The sequence below is a fragment of the Bacillus sp. VT 712 genome (assembly GCF_001614195.1).
In the GTDB taxonomy this organism is placed as follows: Bacteria; Bacillota; Bacilli; order Bacillales; family Bacillaceae_H; genus Priestia; species Priestia flexa.
Window position 1 is genome coordinate 112,199 of sequence record NZ_LWBK01000035.1, and the last position, 16,858, is coordinate 129,056.

Here is a 16,858-nt window from a genome sequence, read left to right on the forward strand (position 1 = left end):
TTTAATTTTAATTTAAAGATTAACAAAAAGTTTAAATTATCCGAAAATAAAAATAGAGGTTGAAAACGTATGGATTTGAAGAATGGAACTTTAAGAGATCTTTGGAAAGAAACTAATCCACCTAAGTTCATGCTTTATTTAGGTGTATTTTTAAGTGTAGTTAATACCGCAACATCTTTAATAATACCTTTGGTACTAAAATCACAGTTAGATGCTATAGTTAATGGTTTTTCTTACGAACTGTTGTTAAAAATGATCATACTATTTATTCTAGAATTGTTGTCTATGTCATTATCAATATATTTTCTTGGAATTGTTGGACAACGTGTAGTTTTGAATATTAGAAAGAGAATATGGGATAAGTTATTAAAATTAGAGGTTGATTTTTACAATAAAAATCAATCGGGAGAAGTTGTAAGTAGGGTAACTAATGATACAACTGTTACGATGAATTTATTATCTACTGAAATGGCTGATTTGTTTTCTGGAATGTTATCTATCGTAGGTGCTGTAATTATCTTGTTCTTTTTAGATGTACCTATGACTTTGGTTTTATTATCAGTTATACCAGTAGTACTTCTGGTTATTCTTCCAATTAGTGCAGTAATAGAAAGAGTATCTTATGAAAGACAAGAATATATGTCAAAATTCACAGGTTACTTATCTAAGATACTTAGTGAAATCAGATTAGTTAAATCATATAGCGCTGAAGGTTTGGAATATAAATCTGGTGAGGAATATATGTTATCTCTTTATAAGAATGGAGTTCGTGCTACTAAAATAGAGGCGATTTTAATACCATTATTAAGTATTGTTATTACTTCGACAATTCTGTTAGTTACTGTATATGGTGCTTACAGAGTTCAGTCAGGTTATATTTCTTCTGGAGAATTATTGGCATTTATCCTTTATCTTTTTCAAATAGTTGCTCCAGTTACCACTATTGGTAGATTTATTACAAATCTAAAGTCAGCTACAGGTGCAACAAAACGAATATTTGATATTTTAAAAGAAAAGGAAGAACGAGATTTACAAAGTAATAGCGAACCATCATTTGGTGATTTAACTTTACATAATGTTAGTTTTAAATATGATAATAAACCAATTCTAAAGAATATATCTTTTACTATTAAACCTAATACTTTAACTGCAATAGTCGGTTCCAGTGGATCCGGTAAATCAACTTTATTTTTCTTATTAGAACGTTTTTATCACCCACATGAAGGCGAAATTTATTTAAATGGAAAATCTCATATGGATATTAATATAGATAAATGGAGAAAAATGTTTAGTTATGTATCTCAAGATTCTCCTTTGATGGCGGGTACAATAAAAGAAAATATTTTATATGGGACAATTGGTGATATATCCCAAGATGAAATTACTAAAGCCTGCATTTTAGCAAATTGCCATTCTTTTATTAAAGAACTTCCTGAAGGTTATGATACGAAGTTAGGTGAACGAGGAGTTAATCTTTCTGGGGGACAAAGACAAAGAATAGCTATAGCTAGAGCGTTTTTAAGGAATACACCATTCTTGTTATTAGATGAGGCAACTGCAAACCTTGATTCACAATCTGAAAGTGTAATTACTAGAGCAATTGAAAAATTAATGTATAATCGTACTACTATCGTTATTGCTCATCGTATTTCTACTGTTAAAAATGCTAATCAAATTATTGTTATTAATGATGGAAATATATCTGGAATTGGTACTCATCAAGAACTAGTGTGTGATAATGATTTATACCAAAGCCTTGTATATAAACAATCTACTGCATCTTAGACAAAGAGGTGATTGAAATGAAAAAAGTAATTCTTGCTATTTATAATGGTAAACGTTTGTTTTTTTTACAATTTAAAGAAAAAATGTTGAAAAAATCCTCATCTTGTTGTAACATATAAATTACATAAGTAATTTATATGTTACTAACATGGAGGATATTTTTATGTCTTTAAATAGAATTAAATTAGCTAGAATGGAAAAAAATCTAACTCAAAAAGACCTTGCCGATAAAGTTAATGTTACAAGGCAAACAATCGGTCTAATTGAAGCTGGAAAATATAATCCATCTTTAAAGTTATGTTTAGATTTAGCTAGGAATTTGGATAAAACATTAGATGAACTATTTTGGGAGGAAATGTAAAATGAGCTTAAGGAAATTATTTAGCATTGCTGAATACGATGATGAAAGAATAAAGGTATTGGAACAGAAATCGTATTCTGAAGCAGGCATTTTAATAGCTTTGTTAGCATTTATTGATTTAGTTGTTAGAGGAATTTTTATGGACCGTCCTTTGTCCGAATGGGTATTGAGTCTGATTCTTGTTGTTACATACATTATTTATGTTTTTATACGTCAATCTTTTATGAAGATTACTAAAGATCATTTGTTAGAAAAAGAAGAAAAAAGAAAAAATAATATTGAAGAATATTCTTTCTTAGTGACTTTTTTCTTCTATGTATTATGGAAAAAGGTTGTCCAGGATACATCTTTAATTCCTTCGGGTGTATATGATTGGACTTTAAGTATACTGGTATTTATTGTGCTGGCTGCAATTATGTATGGTTTAAGTATAATCATTAGTAAAGCTTTTCAAAAAAATACTTAATCATTTTTGTTTAATATTTAAAAATATTAAACTCGATTTCTTTAGAATTCTATATTAAAGAAATCGAGTTTTTTTGGTTGAATAAAACACAACATAAATTTTAATAGTATATGGATTCACTAGCGTCGCATTAAAATAATTCAAAGCCCTTTATAAATCTGAATTTTCTGCAATATTATTCATGCACAAAAAAATCCTTTATAATGGTTGGGTGGTAGTAAACCATCCAAATCCAAAATAAAGGACATACACATGGATAAGTTTACACGAAAAACATCATTTGAACAATGGCTTTCACCGATTTCCTCCACAAAACTAGAGGAACTTGTGGAAGCCTATCAATTAAATTACTATACAAAGAAGCTGTACATTGCTTCATTCTTGAAATTACTCGTATTCGCACAACTCAACGAAACCGAAAGTCTACGTGCGGTTAGTGATACGTTATTCTCGGATGACCTACAAAAAGCAACCGAACTAGAATCAATTAGCTTTTCGCAACTGGGACGCCGGCTAAATCAAGTGCCGACAGAGGTGTTCCAGCAGGTGTTTCTAGATTTAGTCGCGCAAATTCATAAGAAAACGCATTTTGAAAAGCGACGGAAAATGACAACACCACTGAAAATCATCGACTCAAGTACGTTACCATTGAACCTGAACAATCATAAATGGGCTGAATTCCGCAAAACAAAATCAGGCATTAAGCTCCATTTACGTCTTGTTTACTTAGAAAAGGGCTGTTCATACCCGGATAAAGCGGTGTTAACGAATGCGATTGAACATGATCGAGGTCAGCTAGAAGTACTTGTTGACGACAAAGAGTGCATGTATGTTTTTGACCGTGGTTACTTGGATTACAAGCAATTTGACCGTATGACAGACGACGGGTATTTCTTTGTCTCACGCTTACGAAAAAACGCCGTTACACATCAAATCGAGAAATTTCACCTTCCAAAAAATTCAACTGTTTTATCAGATGAAATGATTTCTTTGGGCACAGCACAAAGTCGGGCTGGTAATGAGTTTCGACTACTGAAAGTGATGGATTCAAAAGGGAATGAGCTGCACCTCATCACGAATCGTTTCGACTTAAATGCGGATGAACTCGCTGAACTGTACAAATCACACTGGGCAATCGAGCTGTTTTTCAAGTGGATGAAACAACACTTGAACATCAAAAAGTTCTACGGACAAAGCGAACAAGCTGTCCATAATCAAGTGTACATCGCGATGATTGTCTACTGTTTAAACGTACTGGCTCAGTTGGGTACAAACAGTTCACGGACGTACTTACAAATTAGTCGGTTGTTAAAAGCAGCACCGTGGAAATCCGCACACATTTGGATTCGAAAAATAGCAGGAAGAGCTGTCCCGTAAAGGTTTAACCGTCTCTGTCGCCCTCGCCAAAGGTTATAGTAAAAAATGGATGATTACTACCTCTGTTCACGTGTCTTCATTTTTCTTCTCAAACGGAAAAATAATAAAACGGAAAATTCAGTCAATATTTATGCGACGTTAGTGATATGGATTATATTCTTGCTTGACTAACTATAGTTCGTTATTGGAAGTTCCTTTTTTAAAATTAGTTAGCAATAGAGCGCACACTAGTACTGCTGCAACATATAACAGCACAAAAACAAGGCTATATGATAAGTAACGTAATGCTATTCATTTACTAATAGAAAATAGTTATTTTATACTACTTGATAGAAAAATTGAAGCATTTTGGTTCATGAAAATACACTCACCGTAATGAAAAGTGTGAATTGTCGTTGATGAAAATCCAACGTCCAGCTACATCTATTATTTGTGGAATAGAAGCGATGCATATGATAAAAAAAGGGCAACTTATTTCACGAGACAAGTCTGCCCAAAATCAAGTGGAGTTCATCCATGAACTATTTGGAATTGCTACTTAAGACTAGATTCTACTAGGGAGATTTTCACCTCTTTATATCTTTCTTCAGTATTTGCACCAGAACCACTAAGAATGTAACAGATAATAATAAATCCTTATTGGAGGAATTAAGACAAATTGAAGCTGGAACATGGAAAAAGGTTTATAAGGACGGATATGATAAAGATGGTAAGAAGATTTCCATTCATTACTTCCAAAGTAAATCAGGTTTAGTATATGATGTTAAAGTCAAAAGTGGTTGGAGTGTTAAATAAGAATATGAATCAATTATCTTTGAATGCTACAAGTAAAGAAGAGTTAGAAAAAATATTACTTTTAAATGTTATAGGTTTAATTGAAGGGCTAGACGGAAATTTTATAACAATAGAAGAAGCTGAAAAATTTTTATTTAGTCCTTACGTAATGACATTAGTAGATTCTATGGGAGTTTTGAAAGAATTATTAGAAGTTATACACCTGGGAACGGAATTAGAGGATGTAGAAAGTTTGATACCTGAGAAATTATCTGAAAGTTTAATAGAAATAAAAGAAAAAAGTATCAATTTATTAAAAAAGAGAAAAGAATATAAATTGCAAGATAAAGTAATAAGAAAATATTAAATTAATACTAGTGAGTTCTTAAACGTTTATACAGGCGTTTTAAGAGCTCCTTTTTAATAAGTAGTCAATTTTAAAATTAATTAGAAGTTAATTTTGAGCTTCTTTCAACGATAAGTTAACTATTAAAAAGCTCTGCGGGATAATGCTTCACCGCAGAGCTTATTTTTGTTGTTTTTATTGCTGAACGTAAACAGATACGGATCCACCGTTTACTTGGAAATTCCCCCATCCATCTGTATTAATCGTAATCTTATCTGTTCGATTACCTGTAATGTCGTACCAAACCTCACCAGCGTTTTGTTTTCCAACATACATCCATTTTGATCCGCCAGCTCCATCTGTAACAAGCGTTGCAAGACCAGATTTTTCTTTTGTGCTGTCTCCTTCTCGCGTCCAGCCAATTACGTCCCAGTGGTCCATATAATTGTGCTGCGTACCGTATGCGTAATCTTTACGAGCTTTTAATAGAGGCTCTATCTTTGTTTTTAAAGCTGGGATCTCATATGAACTGTTTCCTTTTGTACCGTACATGTCACCGTAAAATATGCTTGGGTAACCTTCTGCTCTTGTTAGGATAAACGCATAGGCTAGCGGTTTAAACCAAGGCTGTACAACGGATTCTAGGGACTGACCTGGCTGTGAATCGTGATTTTCAACTAACGTTACGGCCTTTGTTGGGTGTGCAGCAACAACCGTTCCGTTTAATAAATTTCTCATATCGTAATTTCCACCAGACTGAGAAGCATAATGGAAATTGTAGTGAAGAGGTGCATCAAAGACAGAATGGTTATAGTTTACCTTTGCTAGGTAGTTATTAATGGCATTCACATCGTTTTGCCAGTACTCTGCCACTGTAAACATTTCTTTTCCGGTTTTCGTACGAACATGGTTGACCCAATCCCCTAAGTAGGAATGCTTAATATGTTTCACTGCGTCTAAGCGAAAGCCGTCTAAGCCGACTTCGTTTGCGTACCATACGCCCCAGTTCTTCATTTCGTTCCCAACATCGGGGTGATCAAAATCAAGGTCAGCATACATTAAATAATCATAGTTGCCGTTTTCACTTGATACTTCCCAGTCCCACGCTTTTCCTGTTCCACGGAATTTAAAAATGCGGCTGGCGTTTCGTGATTGATCCCAGTCCGTTCCATCAAAATGATACCACTGCCATTTAAATGGACTGTGCGTAGTCCCGCGACCTGGAAAGTTAAAGCCAGTCCACGCTTGGATGGTATATTCATCTGAAGTTTCTTGATTTCGGTTAGAAGGGTTTACTTCAACTGCTGTTACGTTTTCAGTATAGTCAGCGCCACCTTTATGATTCATAACGACATCTCCATATACTTGAATGCCGTTTGATTTGAGAGTACTAACCGCTGATTTTAATTCTGCTTTTGTTCCGTACTTTGTTCGAATCGTTCCTTTTTGATTGAATTCCCCTAAATCATAGAGATCATAAGCGCCATATCCAACATCATTTTGGCTTGTACCTTTATAAGCAGGAGGTGTCCAAACAGCCGAAACACCTATGCTTTTTAAGTATGCCGCATCATTGCGCAATCGGTTCCAGTGTTGGCCATCATTGGGCACGTACCATTCAAAGTATTGCATCATCGTTCCGTTTTGCGCTGCTGCTTCCGCTTTATGATTCGGTGCAACCGTTGGCACAAAAATCAATAAAGCAAGAAGTAAACTAAACCATGTTCTTGAACTTTTTGTTCTCACATTTCCATCCCCTTCACTTTTTTTGTAAACGTTACCAAAAGAGGGTTTAGAGATGAACAACAAAAAATCCTTCTTTTTTTCAAAAAAAAAGAAAGAAAGTTATCTAGTTTTTTAAAAAAATAAAAATTCATCAGCTTTATTGACTATATAAAGCTAAAAGCATAAAAAAGCTCAAACAAGAAATTTCTTGTTTGAGCTTTTTAAAGGATTATAACTCTTCAGGTTCGCTACCTGCTTTTTCGAAGTAGCGAATATTTTCAGGTGTTAGCTGAAGGAGCACGTAGTTTGGGTCGTCTGGGCTGTTAATCCATTCTTTTAAATGGTCGTTCCAAAACGTTTCTTTTAGTTCTTTGTTGTCTTCAATTAGAGCTTTTGCTTCGATTTCAACATACGGATCATTCCAGCCTTGGCCGTCATAGCCGAGGAGAATATGAACGTATGGATTAGATTGAATGTCGTCAACCTTGTGCGTGTTTTTGTTTGTTGCTGTGTAAAGTACAAGGTCGTCGTGAGAAAACATCATAAAGCGAGAATAGGGTTTGTTATTTTGGATTGTGGCAAGCGTGCCAACCTTATAGTTATCTAAAATAGATAGTACTTTTTGTTTTACATCTGACATATGCTCAATTCCTTTCTTCATCTTTCTTACTTTTGCTAGTTTGGCCTTTTTTTAAACATTTTCTTAAAGAAGAATTTATTTTGTTCACAAAAAAGTTTAACTTTAAAAAATAAAGAGGTAACAGTGATAATGAATAAACAAGCGTTAGAAAGACGAAGCTTGTAGAGTGAATGGATTTAACTTAGAGAAGTAGGTGCATATGAATGAATCGAGTGTTTTTTATAATGGTGCTCATTGGTGTTCCGCTATCGGTGATTGGTAATCTTCTGCACTGGTCGCAGGTTCTCATGTTTGCAGTGTTTTGCTTGACCATTATAGCTTTGGCAGCATATATGGGGCGCGCTACGGAAAGTCTGGCTGTGGTCGCAGGACCGCGAATCGGAGGATTGTTAAACGCAACGTTTGGTAATGCCGTTGAACTTATCATTTCTATTTTCGCATTAAAAGCTGGATTGATCGGCGTTGTATTAGCTTCATTAACGGGTTCTGTTTTGGGAAATCTGCTTCTTGTTGGGGGCTTATCTTTCTTTATTGGAGGATTAAAGTTTAAGCGTCAGGAATTTAACGTATACGATGCGCGTCATAACTCTGGATTGTTAATTTTTGCAGTGATTGTAGCTTTTGTTATTCCAGAAGTATTCTCTCAAGGAATGAATAATCAAAAGACGATGGTACTAAGCGTTGGCGTATCAATCACGTTAATTCTTCTTTACTTAGCCGCACTATTATTTAAACTAGTAACGCACCGCGGTGTATATCAGCATAAAAGCGAGCAAACGGAAGAACACGAAGAGCCAGAATGGTCAAAAGGTAGAGCAATCCTTGTCCTGCTGCTTGCGACCGTCGCTGTTGCTTACGTGGCAGAGAGCTTAGTACATACAATTGAAACGGTTGCGCTTCGCTTCGGCTGGAGTGAGCTGTTTATCGGGGTTATTATCGTGGCCATCGTTGGAAACGCAGCCGAGCACGCATCTGCAATTATTATGGCTGTGAAAAATAAGATGGGTGTGGCCGTTGAGATTGCGATTGGCTCTACGCTTCAGGTAGCTATGTTTGTAGCCCCTGTATTGGTGTTAATCTCTTTGCTTTTTGAGGAGCAAATGCCACTTGTCTTTACGTGGCCAGAGCTTATTGCCATGGTAACAGCAGTCTTTGTCACTGTGGCCATCTCAAATGACGGAGATACAAACTGGTTTGAAGGTGCCGTTTTATTAGGTGCATACATCATTATGGGAATTGGGTTTTATTTAATCTAAGAAAAAGTCGAGCTGGAGGAGTGTTCGGCTTTTTTTGGTTATAATTCCCTTTGGCTAAAACAGGATAAAGAGCTATTCCTTTGAAAAAACTATGCATACATCTATTTATGAGGTTGAAAGGAGCTCTTATATGCTACGTCAATTAACTATCGTAACGTTCGCTATTTTCTTGTCATTTTCAGGTTTGCATACAACAGAAGCGAAAAACAAGGAGACGAAAACGCCAAGCACAACTGTGCAAATTCCTAGTTCTACGCTTCATATTGCAAAGGAGAATACAAATCCAAATACGAGTCAAGATACGCCTTATTTACAGCCAAGTGAACTGTCTCAAGAATTGCTTGAAACGTCCAATGTGCCAATTCAAAATCCGGACTTAATTCGTATTTTAAATGAAACATCCATTTCAAAGACACCTTGGGCAATTGGTTTTCGAGCAACGATTTATCTCGGTCAATGGCCGCTTAACTATGAATCCGAAGCAACAAGCGTGAACTGGCAGTATCAAAAGGTAAACACAAATCATTATGATAATCGTTCAGGGAAGTCCCAGCAGCAAATGCACTATAACCAAGAATCCCAAAGCATTGTAAAAGGTGGCTTAACGTCTCGTATTAACGAAGCGGACCACGTAAAGCAAATGATGCTTTTAACAGCTTCAAAGAAAACAAATCTAACGTTATCATTCCAAACGATTATCGGTGCAGGTACGAAAAAAGATCAAGTATATAATATCGCACCCAAAAAGGTTGGATACCTCTACGCATATACACCAGCCGTTCATGAAAAAGGAAAAGTAACGTATGGTGAAGTCTATTTGACCATGAAAGGCAGCAAGCGCATGATTGTTGTAAAAAACGTAACGTCACAAGGTATTGGTGCGTGGATTCCAGTCCAAGATTACGTATCCTTAAGCTTTGGTTCATACGACCAGCCACGTTAATCAAAAGAAAACCTCTCCAGCTTATTGGAGAGGTTTTTCTTACTTCATAATCAACGCTTTGCGTGTTGAAAAGTCCGTGTCTTTATAGTAGCTGTTTTTCACCAGAATGTTTGGTCCAAGACAGGAAACAGCTGAGCAGTGACAGCTAAGTTCTTTTGAAATCGATGACTGCTGCCATGTGTCAAACGCATCCTGCAGCTTTGTATCTTGAATGTTGCCAAGCGGAGGCGTATCGCCAAAGTCCGTAACGATAATATCGCCATCAAAAATGTTCACGTTTAAGCGAGAACGGCCGTCTGGATCGTTGCGAACCGTTACGTTTTTGCTGCTGTATAAACGCTTTAACAACGCTTGATCTTCTTCGTTATCGTTACACGCATAGAACGGCAGCGTACCAAAAAGCATCCAAACGTTTTCATCACGGATATCAAGCAGGTGATGAATGGCGTTGCGCATGTCTTGTAATGACAGTGTTTCAAGCGCGCTTGCGAAGTCGCTTGGGTACATTGGATGCACTTCGTGACGCTGACAAAGCATTTCATCAACGATTTGACGATGGATCTTTTCCATATGAGGAAGCGTACGTTTGTTGAGCATTGTTTCAGCTGATACCGTTACGCCAGCCTTTACCAGCGCACGACTATTTTCAATCATGCGATCAAAATATTTAGCGCGCTGCTCGTATGTTGGTTTTCGGTCCATCATAGCAAACCCTGCTTCAACAAAGTCATCCATTGTTCCCCAGTTGTGTGAGATATGTAAAACATCAAGGTATGGAATAATAAGCTCATAGCGCGCTAAATCAAGCGTTAAATTTGAATTAATCTGTGTACGAATGCCGCGTTCATGCGCATACTTTAAAAGAGGCACTACGTAGTTTTTGACAGATTTCAAAGACATCATCGGTTCGCCGCCTGTGATACTTAGAGCGCGAAGAGTTGGTACTTCATCCAAGCGTTTTAAAATCAAATCAAGAGGTAAAGCATTCGGGTCTTTTGGCTGAAGCGTGTAGCCAACCGCACAGTGCTCACAGCGCATGTTACACAGCGTTGTTGTTGTGAACTCAACGTTTGTTAAGGTTGGTTTTCCGTAATCTTTTATATCTAAATAAGCTTCCCACGGGTCATAAGACGGCGTGATCTTTTGTAAAGTGGTCATCACAAAAACTCCTTTTTTTCATTCAACGTGTTACCTAGCTTAAAAAGGACACTAGTGACTATTATGAAATCCAATGCTTTTAGTTGTCAAATGCAAAAGCATTCGTTACGATAAAAGAAATTATTTCTTTTATTAAAGTAGAAAAGCGCATTTAAATTTATCATGAGAAGGTGTAGACAAGGATGGGAAATGCAGTACATGATTCAGAATCACAAGTTCGCTATCTAAAAGAACGTTTAAATATGTTTATGCAGGTGCTTGACTCAATTGAACCTGAAACAACGGAGCTTGAAGATATCGATCGGTTAATCACAATGATTGATGACCTTGAATTAAAGTGTGAGCAGTTTAAAAAGAGCGACGATAATAAATAAGATAAGCGAAAGGGCTAAAGAGTCCTTTCGTTTTTTTTATGGATTGAAAATCTTTATGTTTCGTTATCAATTCGATATGCTAAAAAGTGGGAGGGATGAATCATGGAAATAAAGTGGTTAGACTGGGCAAAAGAGCTTCAAGCGATTGCACAGGCAGGATTAACTTATTCAAAAGACATGTACGATATTGAGCGTTTTGAAATGATTCGAGATCTCAGTATAGAAATGATGGCTAAACAAACGGGGACACCTCAGAAAGTAGTAAAAGAATTATTTGCGAATGAAACGGGGTACGCCACGCCCAAAGTGGATGTACGAGCGGTCATTTTTAAAGGCAATAAGATTCTTATGGTAAAAGAGAAGCTAGATGGCCACTGGGCACTTCCTGGCGGCTGGGCTGATATTGGTCTAACGGCTAAAGAAGTGGCTGTAAAAGAAGTGAGAGAAGAAGCAGGATATAACGTTCAGCCCATCAAGTTACTTGCTGTTTTAGATAAAAAATGTCATCCTCATCCACCGTCACCTTATCACGTTTATAAGCTATTTATTCAATGTGAAATTACTGGGGGAAGTGGCGAGTCAGGAATGGAAACGAGTGATGTTGGCTTTTTTGCTGAGGACGAGCTACCCCCATTATCCGTAGAACGTAATACAGAAAGCCAAATTAAGCAGATGTTTGACTGTGTTAAAGAAGCGAATGTACCTACATATTTTGATTAATGGTCAGGGGGGAGAAACGTATGTTTAACCAATATCCAATTGGAGTATTAACGATTCAACATCCTGATAACGGTACAATGACCATTGCAGAAGTAATTAGAACCTATGCATGGCACGGAAATCATCATATTGCACACATTACAACGCTAAGAAAACAGAAGAACTGGTAGCCAGCTAATCCCAAGGAAAACCTTTCAGATTATAAGACAAGAGAGTATAATAAAAGTGAAATGAAGAACGGAAACGGCCGGCTCTTCTGAAAATAAAAAACGCTTACATTTATTTAGGGGACACGGGAGGAGATCTACAATGATTGAAGCTTTAAAAAAGAGTATGTACGATCTAATTGTTGAAACATCCACGAAACTACCGAAGGATGTGCGACGTGCTATTGCAGCGGCAAAAGCAAAAGAAAATGCGGGCACGCGTGCAGCGATGTCACTTGCAACAATCACAAACAACATTAAAATGGCGGATGAAAACATCTCACCAATCTGTCAGGATACGGGGATGCCGACATTTAAAATTAAAACTCCAGTTGGTGTGAACCAAATTGAAATCAAAAAAGCGATTTATTGGGCAATTGAAGAAGCAACAAAAGATGGAAAGCTTCGTCCAAACTCCGTTGACTCGTTAACAGGAGCGAACAGCGGTGATAACCTAGGTGCAGGAACGCCGGTTATTAAGTTTGAACAGTGGGAAAATGATTATATTGACGCGCGTCTCATTTTAAAAGGCGGCGGCTGTGAGAACAAAAACATTCAGTACAGTTTACCATGTGAGCTTGAAGGACTGGGCCGTGCGGGTCGTGATTTAGACGGCATTCGTAAATGCGTGATGCATTCTGTGTATCAGGCGCAAGGCCAAGGCTGTAGCGCCGGCGTCATCGGAGTGGGAATCGGTGGCGACCGTACAACAGGCTATGAGCTAGCAAAAGAGCAGCTTTTCAGAAGCTTAGACGATGAAAACTCAAACGAGCAGCTAAAAGAGCTTGAGGAGTATGTGATGGAAAATGCCAATAAGCTTGGCATTGGTACAATGGGATTTGGCGGTGAAACAACGCTTCTTGGCTGTAAAGTTGGCGTTATTAACCGTATCCCAGCAAGCTTCTTCGTATCGGTTGCGTACAACTGTTGGGCATACCGTCGTCTTGGCATTAAGATTAATGCAACGACAGGTGACGTAACAGAATGGCTATACCAAGAAGGTGAAGAAATTGACTTCTCTGAACAAGCGGAGCAAGCAGAAGATAAAGTAGCGAATAAAACGCGCGAAGTTGTTCTGCAAGCACCAATTACAGAAGAGCAAATTCGTGAGTTAAAAGTAGGTGATGTGGTAACGATTAACGGCATGATGTATACGGGCCGTGACGCAATCCACAAACACTTAACAACGAACGATGCGCCAGTTGACTTAGACGGCCAAATCATTTACCACTGTGGTCCAGTTATGTTAAAAGACGATGGGGGCAACTGGAAGGTAGCAGCGGCAGGTCCAACCACAAGTATTCGTGAAGAGCCTTACCAAGGTGATATTATGAAGAAATTTGGTATTCGTGCTGTCATCGGTAAAGGTGGAATGGGACCAAAAACCCTAGCGGCTCTACAAGAGCACGGAGGCGTATATTTAAACGCAATCGGCGGCGCAGCGCAGTACTACGCAGATTGCATTAAGAGCGTTGAAGGCGTGGATTTAATGCAGTTTGGTATTCCAGAAGCAATGTGGCATTTAAAAGTTGAAGGATTCACAGCAGTTGTAACGATGGATTCTCACGGCAATAGCTTACATGCCGATGTTGATAAATCATCGCTTGAAAAACTTGAGCAATTTAAAGAGCCTGTTTTTAAATAACTGGTAAAAAGTAGTGAGCATACGTAAACGAAAAGGATGGATACTAAGCATAAACTGACCTTTGGAAAGGAGCACGTTATGCGTAGATTCATCCTTTTCCTCGTTGTTTTAGTAGGCGTAACGATCCCAGTCTCAGCACAAACCTATTCAAATAAACCGATTAGCTGGGGATTTCAAAAAAGTAAAAACCACAAGCCGGCTGATGCAGGAGCTTCCCATGAAAAGCTTTTAAAGAAATATGAAGCTTTTTACCTTGGCGATACGAAGAAAAAAGAAATTTATCTTACGTTTGACAATGGCTATGAAAATGGCTACACGGCAGACGTTCTTGACGTGTTGAAAAAGCGTAAAGTACCGGCAACGTTCTTTGTGACAGGGCATTATCTAAAAGACCAACCAAAGCTGATTAAACGAATGGTACGAGAAGGTCATATTGTTGGAAATCACTCTTGGCACCACCCGGACTTAACTCAAGTAAACGATAAGCGTTTTAAAGAAGAGTTACAAAAAGTAGAAGATAAATACAAAGATATTACCGGACGAGATGATATGCAATACATTCGCTCACCCCGCGGCGTCTTTAGTGAACGAACGCTGGCTTTATCAAAAGAGGAAGGCTATATTAACGTTTTTTGGTCACTGGCATTTGTGGATTGGATGACGGATGCACAAAAAGGCTGGCGTTATTCCTATGACAACATTATGGCTCAAATCCACCCCGGTGCGATTTTACTTCTTCATACTGTTTCAAAAGATAACGCCGAAGCGCTTGATAAAGCAATTCGTGATCTTCAAAAAGAAGGATATACGTTCAAAAGCATTGATGACCTCGTATTTGAGCGTGAAAAAGTAGCCCCAATTGAGAAAAAAAAGCCTACCGATATGACAGAGCAACGAACTCCTTAAAATCGACAAGAATCCTTGTCGGTTTTTTTGTCGTGAAAGTGTTATAATATGCCTTGGTTCTTTTTTAAGAAAAACATCATCGGTTTTATGAAAAGGTAAAACCGTGCATAAATAGAAACAGAAACTATAATCGGAGTTGTTAGAATGAATAAACCTAAACAAGAAATGAAGGTTCAAAAAGGACAAACCTTTCCGCTTACTATTAAGCGTCTTGGTATTAACGGTGAAGGAGTAGGGTACTTCAAACGCCAAGTTGTCTTTGTTTCTGGTGCGTTGCCAGATGAAGAAGTAGTTGTTGAAGCAACGAACGTACAGCGTAACTTTGCGGAAGGTCGTATTAAGCGTATTCGTAAAAAATCACCACAGCGCGTTAACCCGCCCTGTCCCATCTATGAGCAGTGTGGAGGCTGCCAGCTTCAGCACTTGTCGTATGAAGGCCAGCTTGATTCAAAGCGTGACATTGTCTCACAAGCCTTTGAACGTCATAGCTCATTGAAAAACGTTGAGTCAAAAATCAAATCAACAATTGGTATGGAAGATCCGTGGCGTTACCGAAACAAGTCACAGTTTCAGGTTGGAATGGACAAGCAAAAAGTCATTGCCGGCCTATATGGAATCAATTCACACCGCTTAATTGACATTGAAAACTGTCCGATTCAACATCGCGCGACAAATCACGTGACAAAAGAAATGAAGCGTATTTTACAAGATTTAAAAATTCCTGTGTACGACGAGAAAAAGCGTGGTGGGGTTGTTCGTACAATTGTGACGCGCGTTGGATTTGAAACAGGTGAAGTGCAGCTTGTTTTAATTACGGCACAAAAAGATATTCCGCGTAAAGACTTACTACTAGAGGAAATCAAACGTTGTCTACCGGAAGTGAAATCTGTTGTTCAAAACGTAAACGGTCAAAAAACATCGCTAATCTTTGGTGATGAAACGTTTACGCTAGCAGGCAAGCCAGTCATTCAAGAAACGCTAGGAGATATCTCATTTGAACTATCAGCTCGCGCTTTCTTCCAATTAAATCCTCAGCAAACCGTTAAGCTTTATGACGAAGTGAAAAAAGCAGCGGCGCTAACAGGAGAAGAAAAAATCGTTGATGCTTACTGTGGTGTTGGAACGATTGGTTTATGGCTAGCGGATGACGCCAAAGAAATCCGCGGAATGGATACCATTGAAGAATCAATTGTGGATGCGCGTAAAAATGCGAAAGATCACGGCTTTGAAAATGCAACATATGTAACAGGGCCAGCTGAACAATGGTTACCAAAATGGGTAAGTGAAGGCTGGAAGCCGGATGTTATTGTTGTGGATCCACCGCGTACGGGCTGTGACGAAAAGCTTTTAAAAGCAATTTTACAAGTGAAGCCGAAGAAAGTTGTGTACGTATCTTGTAACCCATCGACTCTTGCAAAAGACGTCCAAATTCTTTCAAAGTACTACAAAGTAAAAAACGTACAGCCAGTCGATATGTTCCCTCATACGGCTCACGTTGAGTCTGTGACGACATTGAAGTTGAAAAGTATGCATAAATAAGAATGTACTAAAGACCCAAACCTCGCGTGGTTATGTGCGATTTTTGGGTTTTTTTGTCTCTTTAACTTTCCTCATCAAGTTCCATTAGTTCTCTTGCAATAAGGAATACAGAAATTTCAAATGCATCTATACGTCGCCTAGCTAAAGTGATTTGAGATTTATATCTGCTGGGAACAGAAGCTTATGCAGGAGTTCCTTCTGCGTTATTAACTTTTGGATCAGCCGGAGCAGCGCTGCTAGTGGGCAGACTTTCACAACGATATGGACGGCGTATTGGTCTATCAACTGGCTTTCTCTTTGGTGGTATCGGTGCAGTTGGGGTCATATTGGCAGCTATTCTAAACAGTATTGTACTGTTATTTGCTTCGTTGCTAATATACGGAGCAGGCACAGCTACAAATCTGCAGGCTCGCTATGCGGGCACAGACTTAGCCAACAGCAAGCAGCGAGCCACAGCGATTAGTACGACAATGGTGTTTACGACATTCGGTGCCGTAGCGGGTCCTAACTTAGTAGGGGTGACGGGAGAATTTGCCCAGTCAATCGGGTTTCCATCTCTTACAGGTCCGTTCATGTTAGGAGCTGCAGGTGGAGCTTTATCAGGAGTGATTGTAGCAGGTTCAAGCTTTCCCACGTT

16 protein-coding genes and 2 pseudogenes are annotated in these 16,858 nt (G+C 38.2%); 15 read left to right on the plus strand and 3 right to left on the minus strand.

Annotation, left to right across the window (positions count from 1 at the left end):
- The first annotated feature begins 69 nt into the window (after nucleotides 1-69).
- The 6 genes and pseudogenes from A2U94_RS15720 (at nucleotide 70) to A2U94_RS15740 (ending at nucleotide 5,130) form a co-directional block, all read left to right on the plus strand.
- Nucleotides 70-1,785: an ABC transporter ATP-binding protein gene (locus A2U94_RS15720; RefSeq protein WP_025907490.1), complete on the plus strand. Its 1,716-nt coding sequence runs from the start codon at nucleotides 70-72 to the stop codon at nucleotides 1,783-1,785.
- Nucleotides 1,786-1,948: 163 nt separating this feature from the next.
- The gene (locus A2U94_RS15725; protein ID WP_025907489.1) at nucleotides 1,949-2,146 is read left to right on the plus strand and encodes a helix-turn-helix transcriptional regulator; all 198 of its coding nucleotides are present in this window, start codon (nucleotides 1,949-1,951) and stop codon (nucleotides 2,144-2,146) included.
- A gap of 1 nt (nucleotide 2,147) precedes the next feature.
- A complete protein-coding gene (locus A2U94_RS15730) occupies nucleotides 2,148-2,612 on the plus strand; it encodes a DUF6773 family protein (protein WP_025907488.1) in 465 nt (154 codons plus the stop codon).
- A gap of 252 nt (nucleotides 2,613-2,864) precedes the next feature.
- On the plus strand, nucleotides 2,865-3,989 hold the full coding sequence (locus tag A2U94_RS15735) for an IS4 family transposase (protein ID WP_062954718.1): 1,125 nt from the start codon (nucleotides 2,865-2,867) through the stop codon (nucleotides 3,987-3,989).
- 416 nt (nucleotides 3,990-4,405) lie between these two features.
- Nucleotides 4,406-4,531 (plus strand): annotated as a pseudogene (locus A2U94_RS20790) (IS6 family transposase); the annotation flags it as partial.
- Between the two features lie 257 nt (nucleotides 4,532-4,788).
- The gene (locus tag A2U94_RS15740; RefSeq protein WP_160169868.1) at nucleotides 4,789-5,130 is read left to right on the plus strand and encodes a DUF3969 family protein; all 342 of its coding nucleotides are present in this window, start codon (nucleotides 4,789-4,791) and stop codon (nucleotides 5,128-5,130) included.
- Nucleotides 5,131-5,304: 174 nt separating this feature from the next.
- On the opposite strand, the gene amyS is transcribed toward A2U94_RS15740, so the two are convergent.
- Nucleotides 5,305-6,855: an alpha-amylase gene (gene amyS / locus A2U94_RS15745; RefSeq protein WP_035320278.1), complete on the minus strand. Its 1,551-nt coding sequence runs from the start codon at nucleotides 6,853-6,855 to the stop codon at nucleotides 5,305-5,307.
- A 208-nt stretch (nucleotides 6,856-7,063) separates the two neighbouring features.
- Nucleotides 7,064-7,495, minus strand: coding sequence for a pyridoxamine 5'-phosphate oxidase family protein (locus A2U94_RS15750; RefSeq protein WP_374699995.1), 432 nt, complete (start codon nucleotides 7,493-7,495; stop codon nucleotides 7,064-7,066).
- Between the two features lie 182 nt (nucleotides 7,496-7,677).
- Here A2U94_RS15750 and cax point away from each other — a divergent pair, with 182 nt between their 5' ends.
- Nucleotides 7,678-8,730 (plus strand): calcium/proton exchanger, encoded by a 1,053-nt coding sequence (gene cax / locus A2U94_RS15755; protein ID WP_025908666.1) that lies wholly within the window; start codon nucleotides 7,678-7,680, stop codon nucleotides 8,728-8,730.
- A 130-nt stretch (nucleotides 8,731-8,860) separates the two neighbouring features.
- Complete coding sequence (locus tag A2U94_RS15760; protein WP_025908667.1) at nucleotides 8,861-9,673, plus strand: YfkD famly protein; 813 nt, start codon at nucleotides 8,861-8,863, stop codon at nucleotides 9,671-9,673.
- Between the two features lie 39 nt (nucleotides 9,674-9,712).
- Here A2U94_RS15760 and yfkAB read toward each other — a convergent pair whose 3' ends face one another.
- A complete protein-coding gene (gene yfkAB, locus A2U94_RS15765; RefSeq protein ID WP_025908668.1) occupies nucleotides 9,713-10,831 on the minus strand; it encodes a radical SAM/CxCxxxxC motif protein YfkAB in 1,119 nt (372 codons plus the stop codon).
- 182 nt (nucleotides 10,832-11,013) lie between these two features.
- Between yfkAB and A2U94_RS15770 the strand changes: the two genes are divergently transcribed.
- From A2U94_RS15770 to A2U94_RS15795, 7 genes and pseudogenes are all read left to right on the plus strand, one after another.
- The gene (locus A2U94_RS15770) at nucleotides 11,014-11,205 is read left to right on the plus strand and encodes an SE1561 family protein (protein ID WP_025908669.1); all 192 of its coding nucleotides are present in this window, start codon (nucleotides 11,014-11,016) and stop codon (nucleotides 11,203-11,205) included.
- Between the two features lie 102 nt (nucleotides 11,206-11,307).
- Nucleotides 11,308-11,925: an NUDIX hydrolase gene (locus A2U94_RS15775; protein WP_025908670.1), complete on the plus strand. Its 618-nt coding sequence runs from the start codon at nucleotides 11,308-11,310 to the stop codon at nucleotides 11,923-11,925.
- A gap of 20 nt (nucleotides 11,926-11,945) precedes the next feature.
- Nucleotides 11,946-12,095, plus strand: a complete 150-nt coding sequence (locus A2U94_RS20795; RefSeq protein ID WP_197473409.1) for a DinB family protein — start codon at nucleotides 11,946-11,948, stop codon at nucleotides 12,093-12,095.
- A 139-nt stretch (nucleotides 12,096-12,234) separates the two neighbouring features.
- Nucleotides 12,235-13,776 (plus strand): fumarate hydratase, encoded by a 1,542-nt coding sequence (locus A2U94_RS15780; RefSeq protein ID WP_025908671.1) that lies wholly within the window; start codon nucleotides 12,235-12,237, stop codon nucleotides 13,774-13,776.
- 78 nt (nucleotides 13,777-13,854) lie between these two features.
- Complete coding sequence (gene pdaA / locus A2U94_RS15785) at nucleotides 13,855-14,682, plus strand: delta-lactam-biosynthetic de-N-acetylase (protein WP_025908672.1); 828 nt, start codon at nucleotides 13,855-13,857, stop codon at nucleotides 14,680-14,682.
- Nucleotides 14,683-14,826: 144 nt separating this feature from the next.
- Entirely contained in the window at nucleotides 14,827-16,221 is a 1,395-nt protein-coding gene (rlmD, locus tag A2U94_RS15790) for a 23S rRNA (uracil(1939)-C(5))-methyltransferase RlmD (RefSeq protein ID WP_025908673.1), read from the plus strand.
- 164 nt (nucleotides 16,222-16,385) lie between these two features.
- A pseudogene (locus A2U94_RS15795) lies at nucleotides 16,386-16,835 on the plus strand (MFS transporter); the annotation flags it as partial.
- Nucleotides 16,836-16,858: the final 23 nt, after the last annotated feature.

Excerpts from the sequence above, each read along its gene's own strand:
- rlmD (WP_025908673.1), top strand. The coding sequence starts at position 14,827 with ATGAATAAACCTAAACAAGAAATGAAGGTTCAAAAAGGACAAACCTTT.
- cax (WP_025908666.1), top strand. The coding sequence starts at position 7,678 with ATGAATCGAGTGTTTTTTATAATGGTGCTCATTGGTGTTCCGCTATCG.
- A2U94_RS20795 (WP_197473409.1), top strand. The coding sequence starts at position 11,946 with ATGTTTAACCAATATCCAATTGGAGTATTAACGATTCAACATCCTGAT.
- A2U94_RS15760 (WP_025908667.1), top strand. The coding sequence starts at position 8,861 with ATGCTACGTCAATTAACTATCGTAACGTTCGCTATTTTCTTGTCATTT.
- A2U94_RS15750 (WP_374699995.1), bottom strand. The coding sequence starts at position 7,495 with ATGAAGAAAGGAATTGAGCATATGTCAGATGTAAAACAAAAAGTACTA.
- A2U94_RS15775 (WP_025908670.1), top strand. The coding sequence starts at position 11,308 with ATGGAAATAAAGTGGTTAGACTGGGCAAAAGAGCTTCAAGCGATTGCA.
- A2U94_RS15725 (WP_025907489.1), top strand. The coding sequence starts at position 1,949 with ATGTCTTTAAATAGAATTAAATTAGCTAGAATGGAAAAAAATCTAACT.
- yfkAB (WP_025908668.1), bottom strand. The coding sequence starts at position 10,831 with ATGACCACTTTACAAAAGATCACGCCGTCTTATGACCCGTGGGAAGCT.
- pdaA (WP_025908672.1), top strand. The coding sequence starts at position 13,855 with ATGCGTAGATTCATCCTTTTCCTCGTTGTTTTAGTAGGCGTAACGATC.
- A2U94_RS15730 (WP_025907488.1), top strand. The coding sequence starts at position 2,148 with ATGAGCTTAAGGAAATTATTTAGCATTGCTGAATACGATGATGAAAGA.
- A2U94_RS15735 (WP_062954718.1), top strand. The coding sequence starts at position 2,865 with ATGGATAAGTTTACACGAAAAACATCATTTGAACAATGGCTTTCACCG.
- A2U94_RS15770 (WP_025908669.1), top strand. The coding sequence starts at position 11,014 with ATGGGAAATGCAGTACATGATTCAGAATCACAAGTTCGCTATCTAAAA.
- A2U94_RS15780 (WP_025908671.1), top strand. The coding sequence starts at position 12,235 with ATGATTGAAGCTTTAAAAAAGAGTATGTACGATCTAATTGTTGAAACA.
- A2U94_RS15720 (WP_025907490.1), top strand. The coding sequence starts at position 70 with ATGGATTTGAAGAATGGAACTTTAAGAGATCTTTGGAAAGAAACTAAT.
- A2U94_RS15740 (WP_160169868.1), top strand. The coding sequence starts at position 4,789 with ATGAATCAATTATCTTTGAATGCTACAAGTAAAGAAGAGTTAGAAAAA.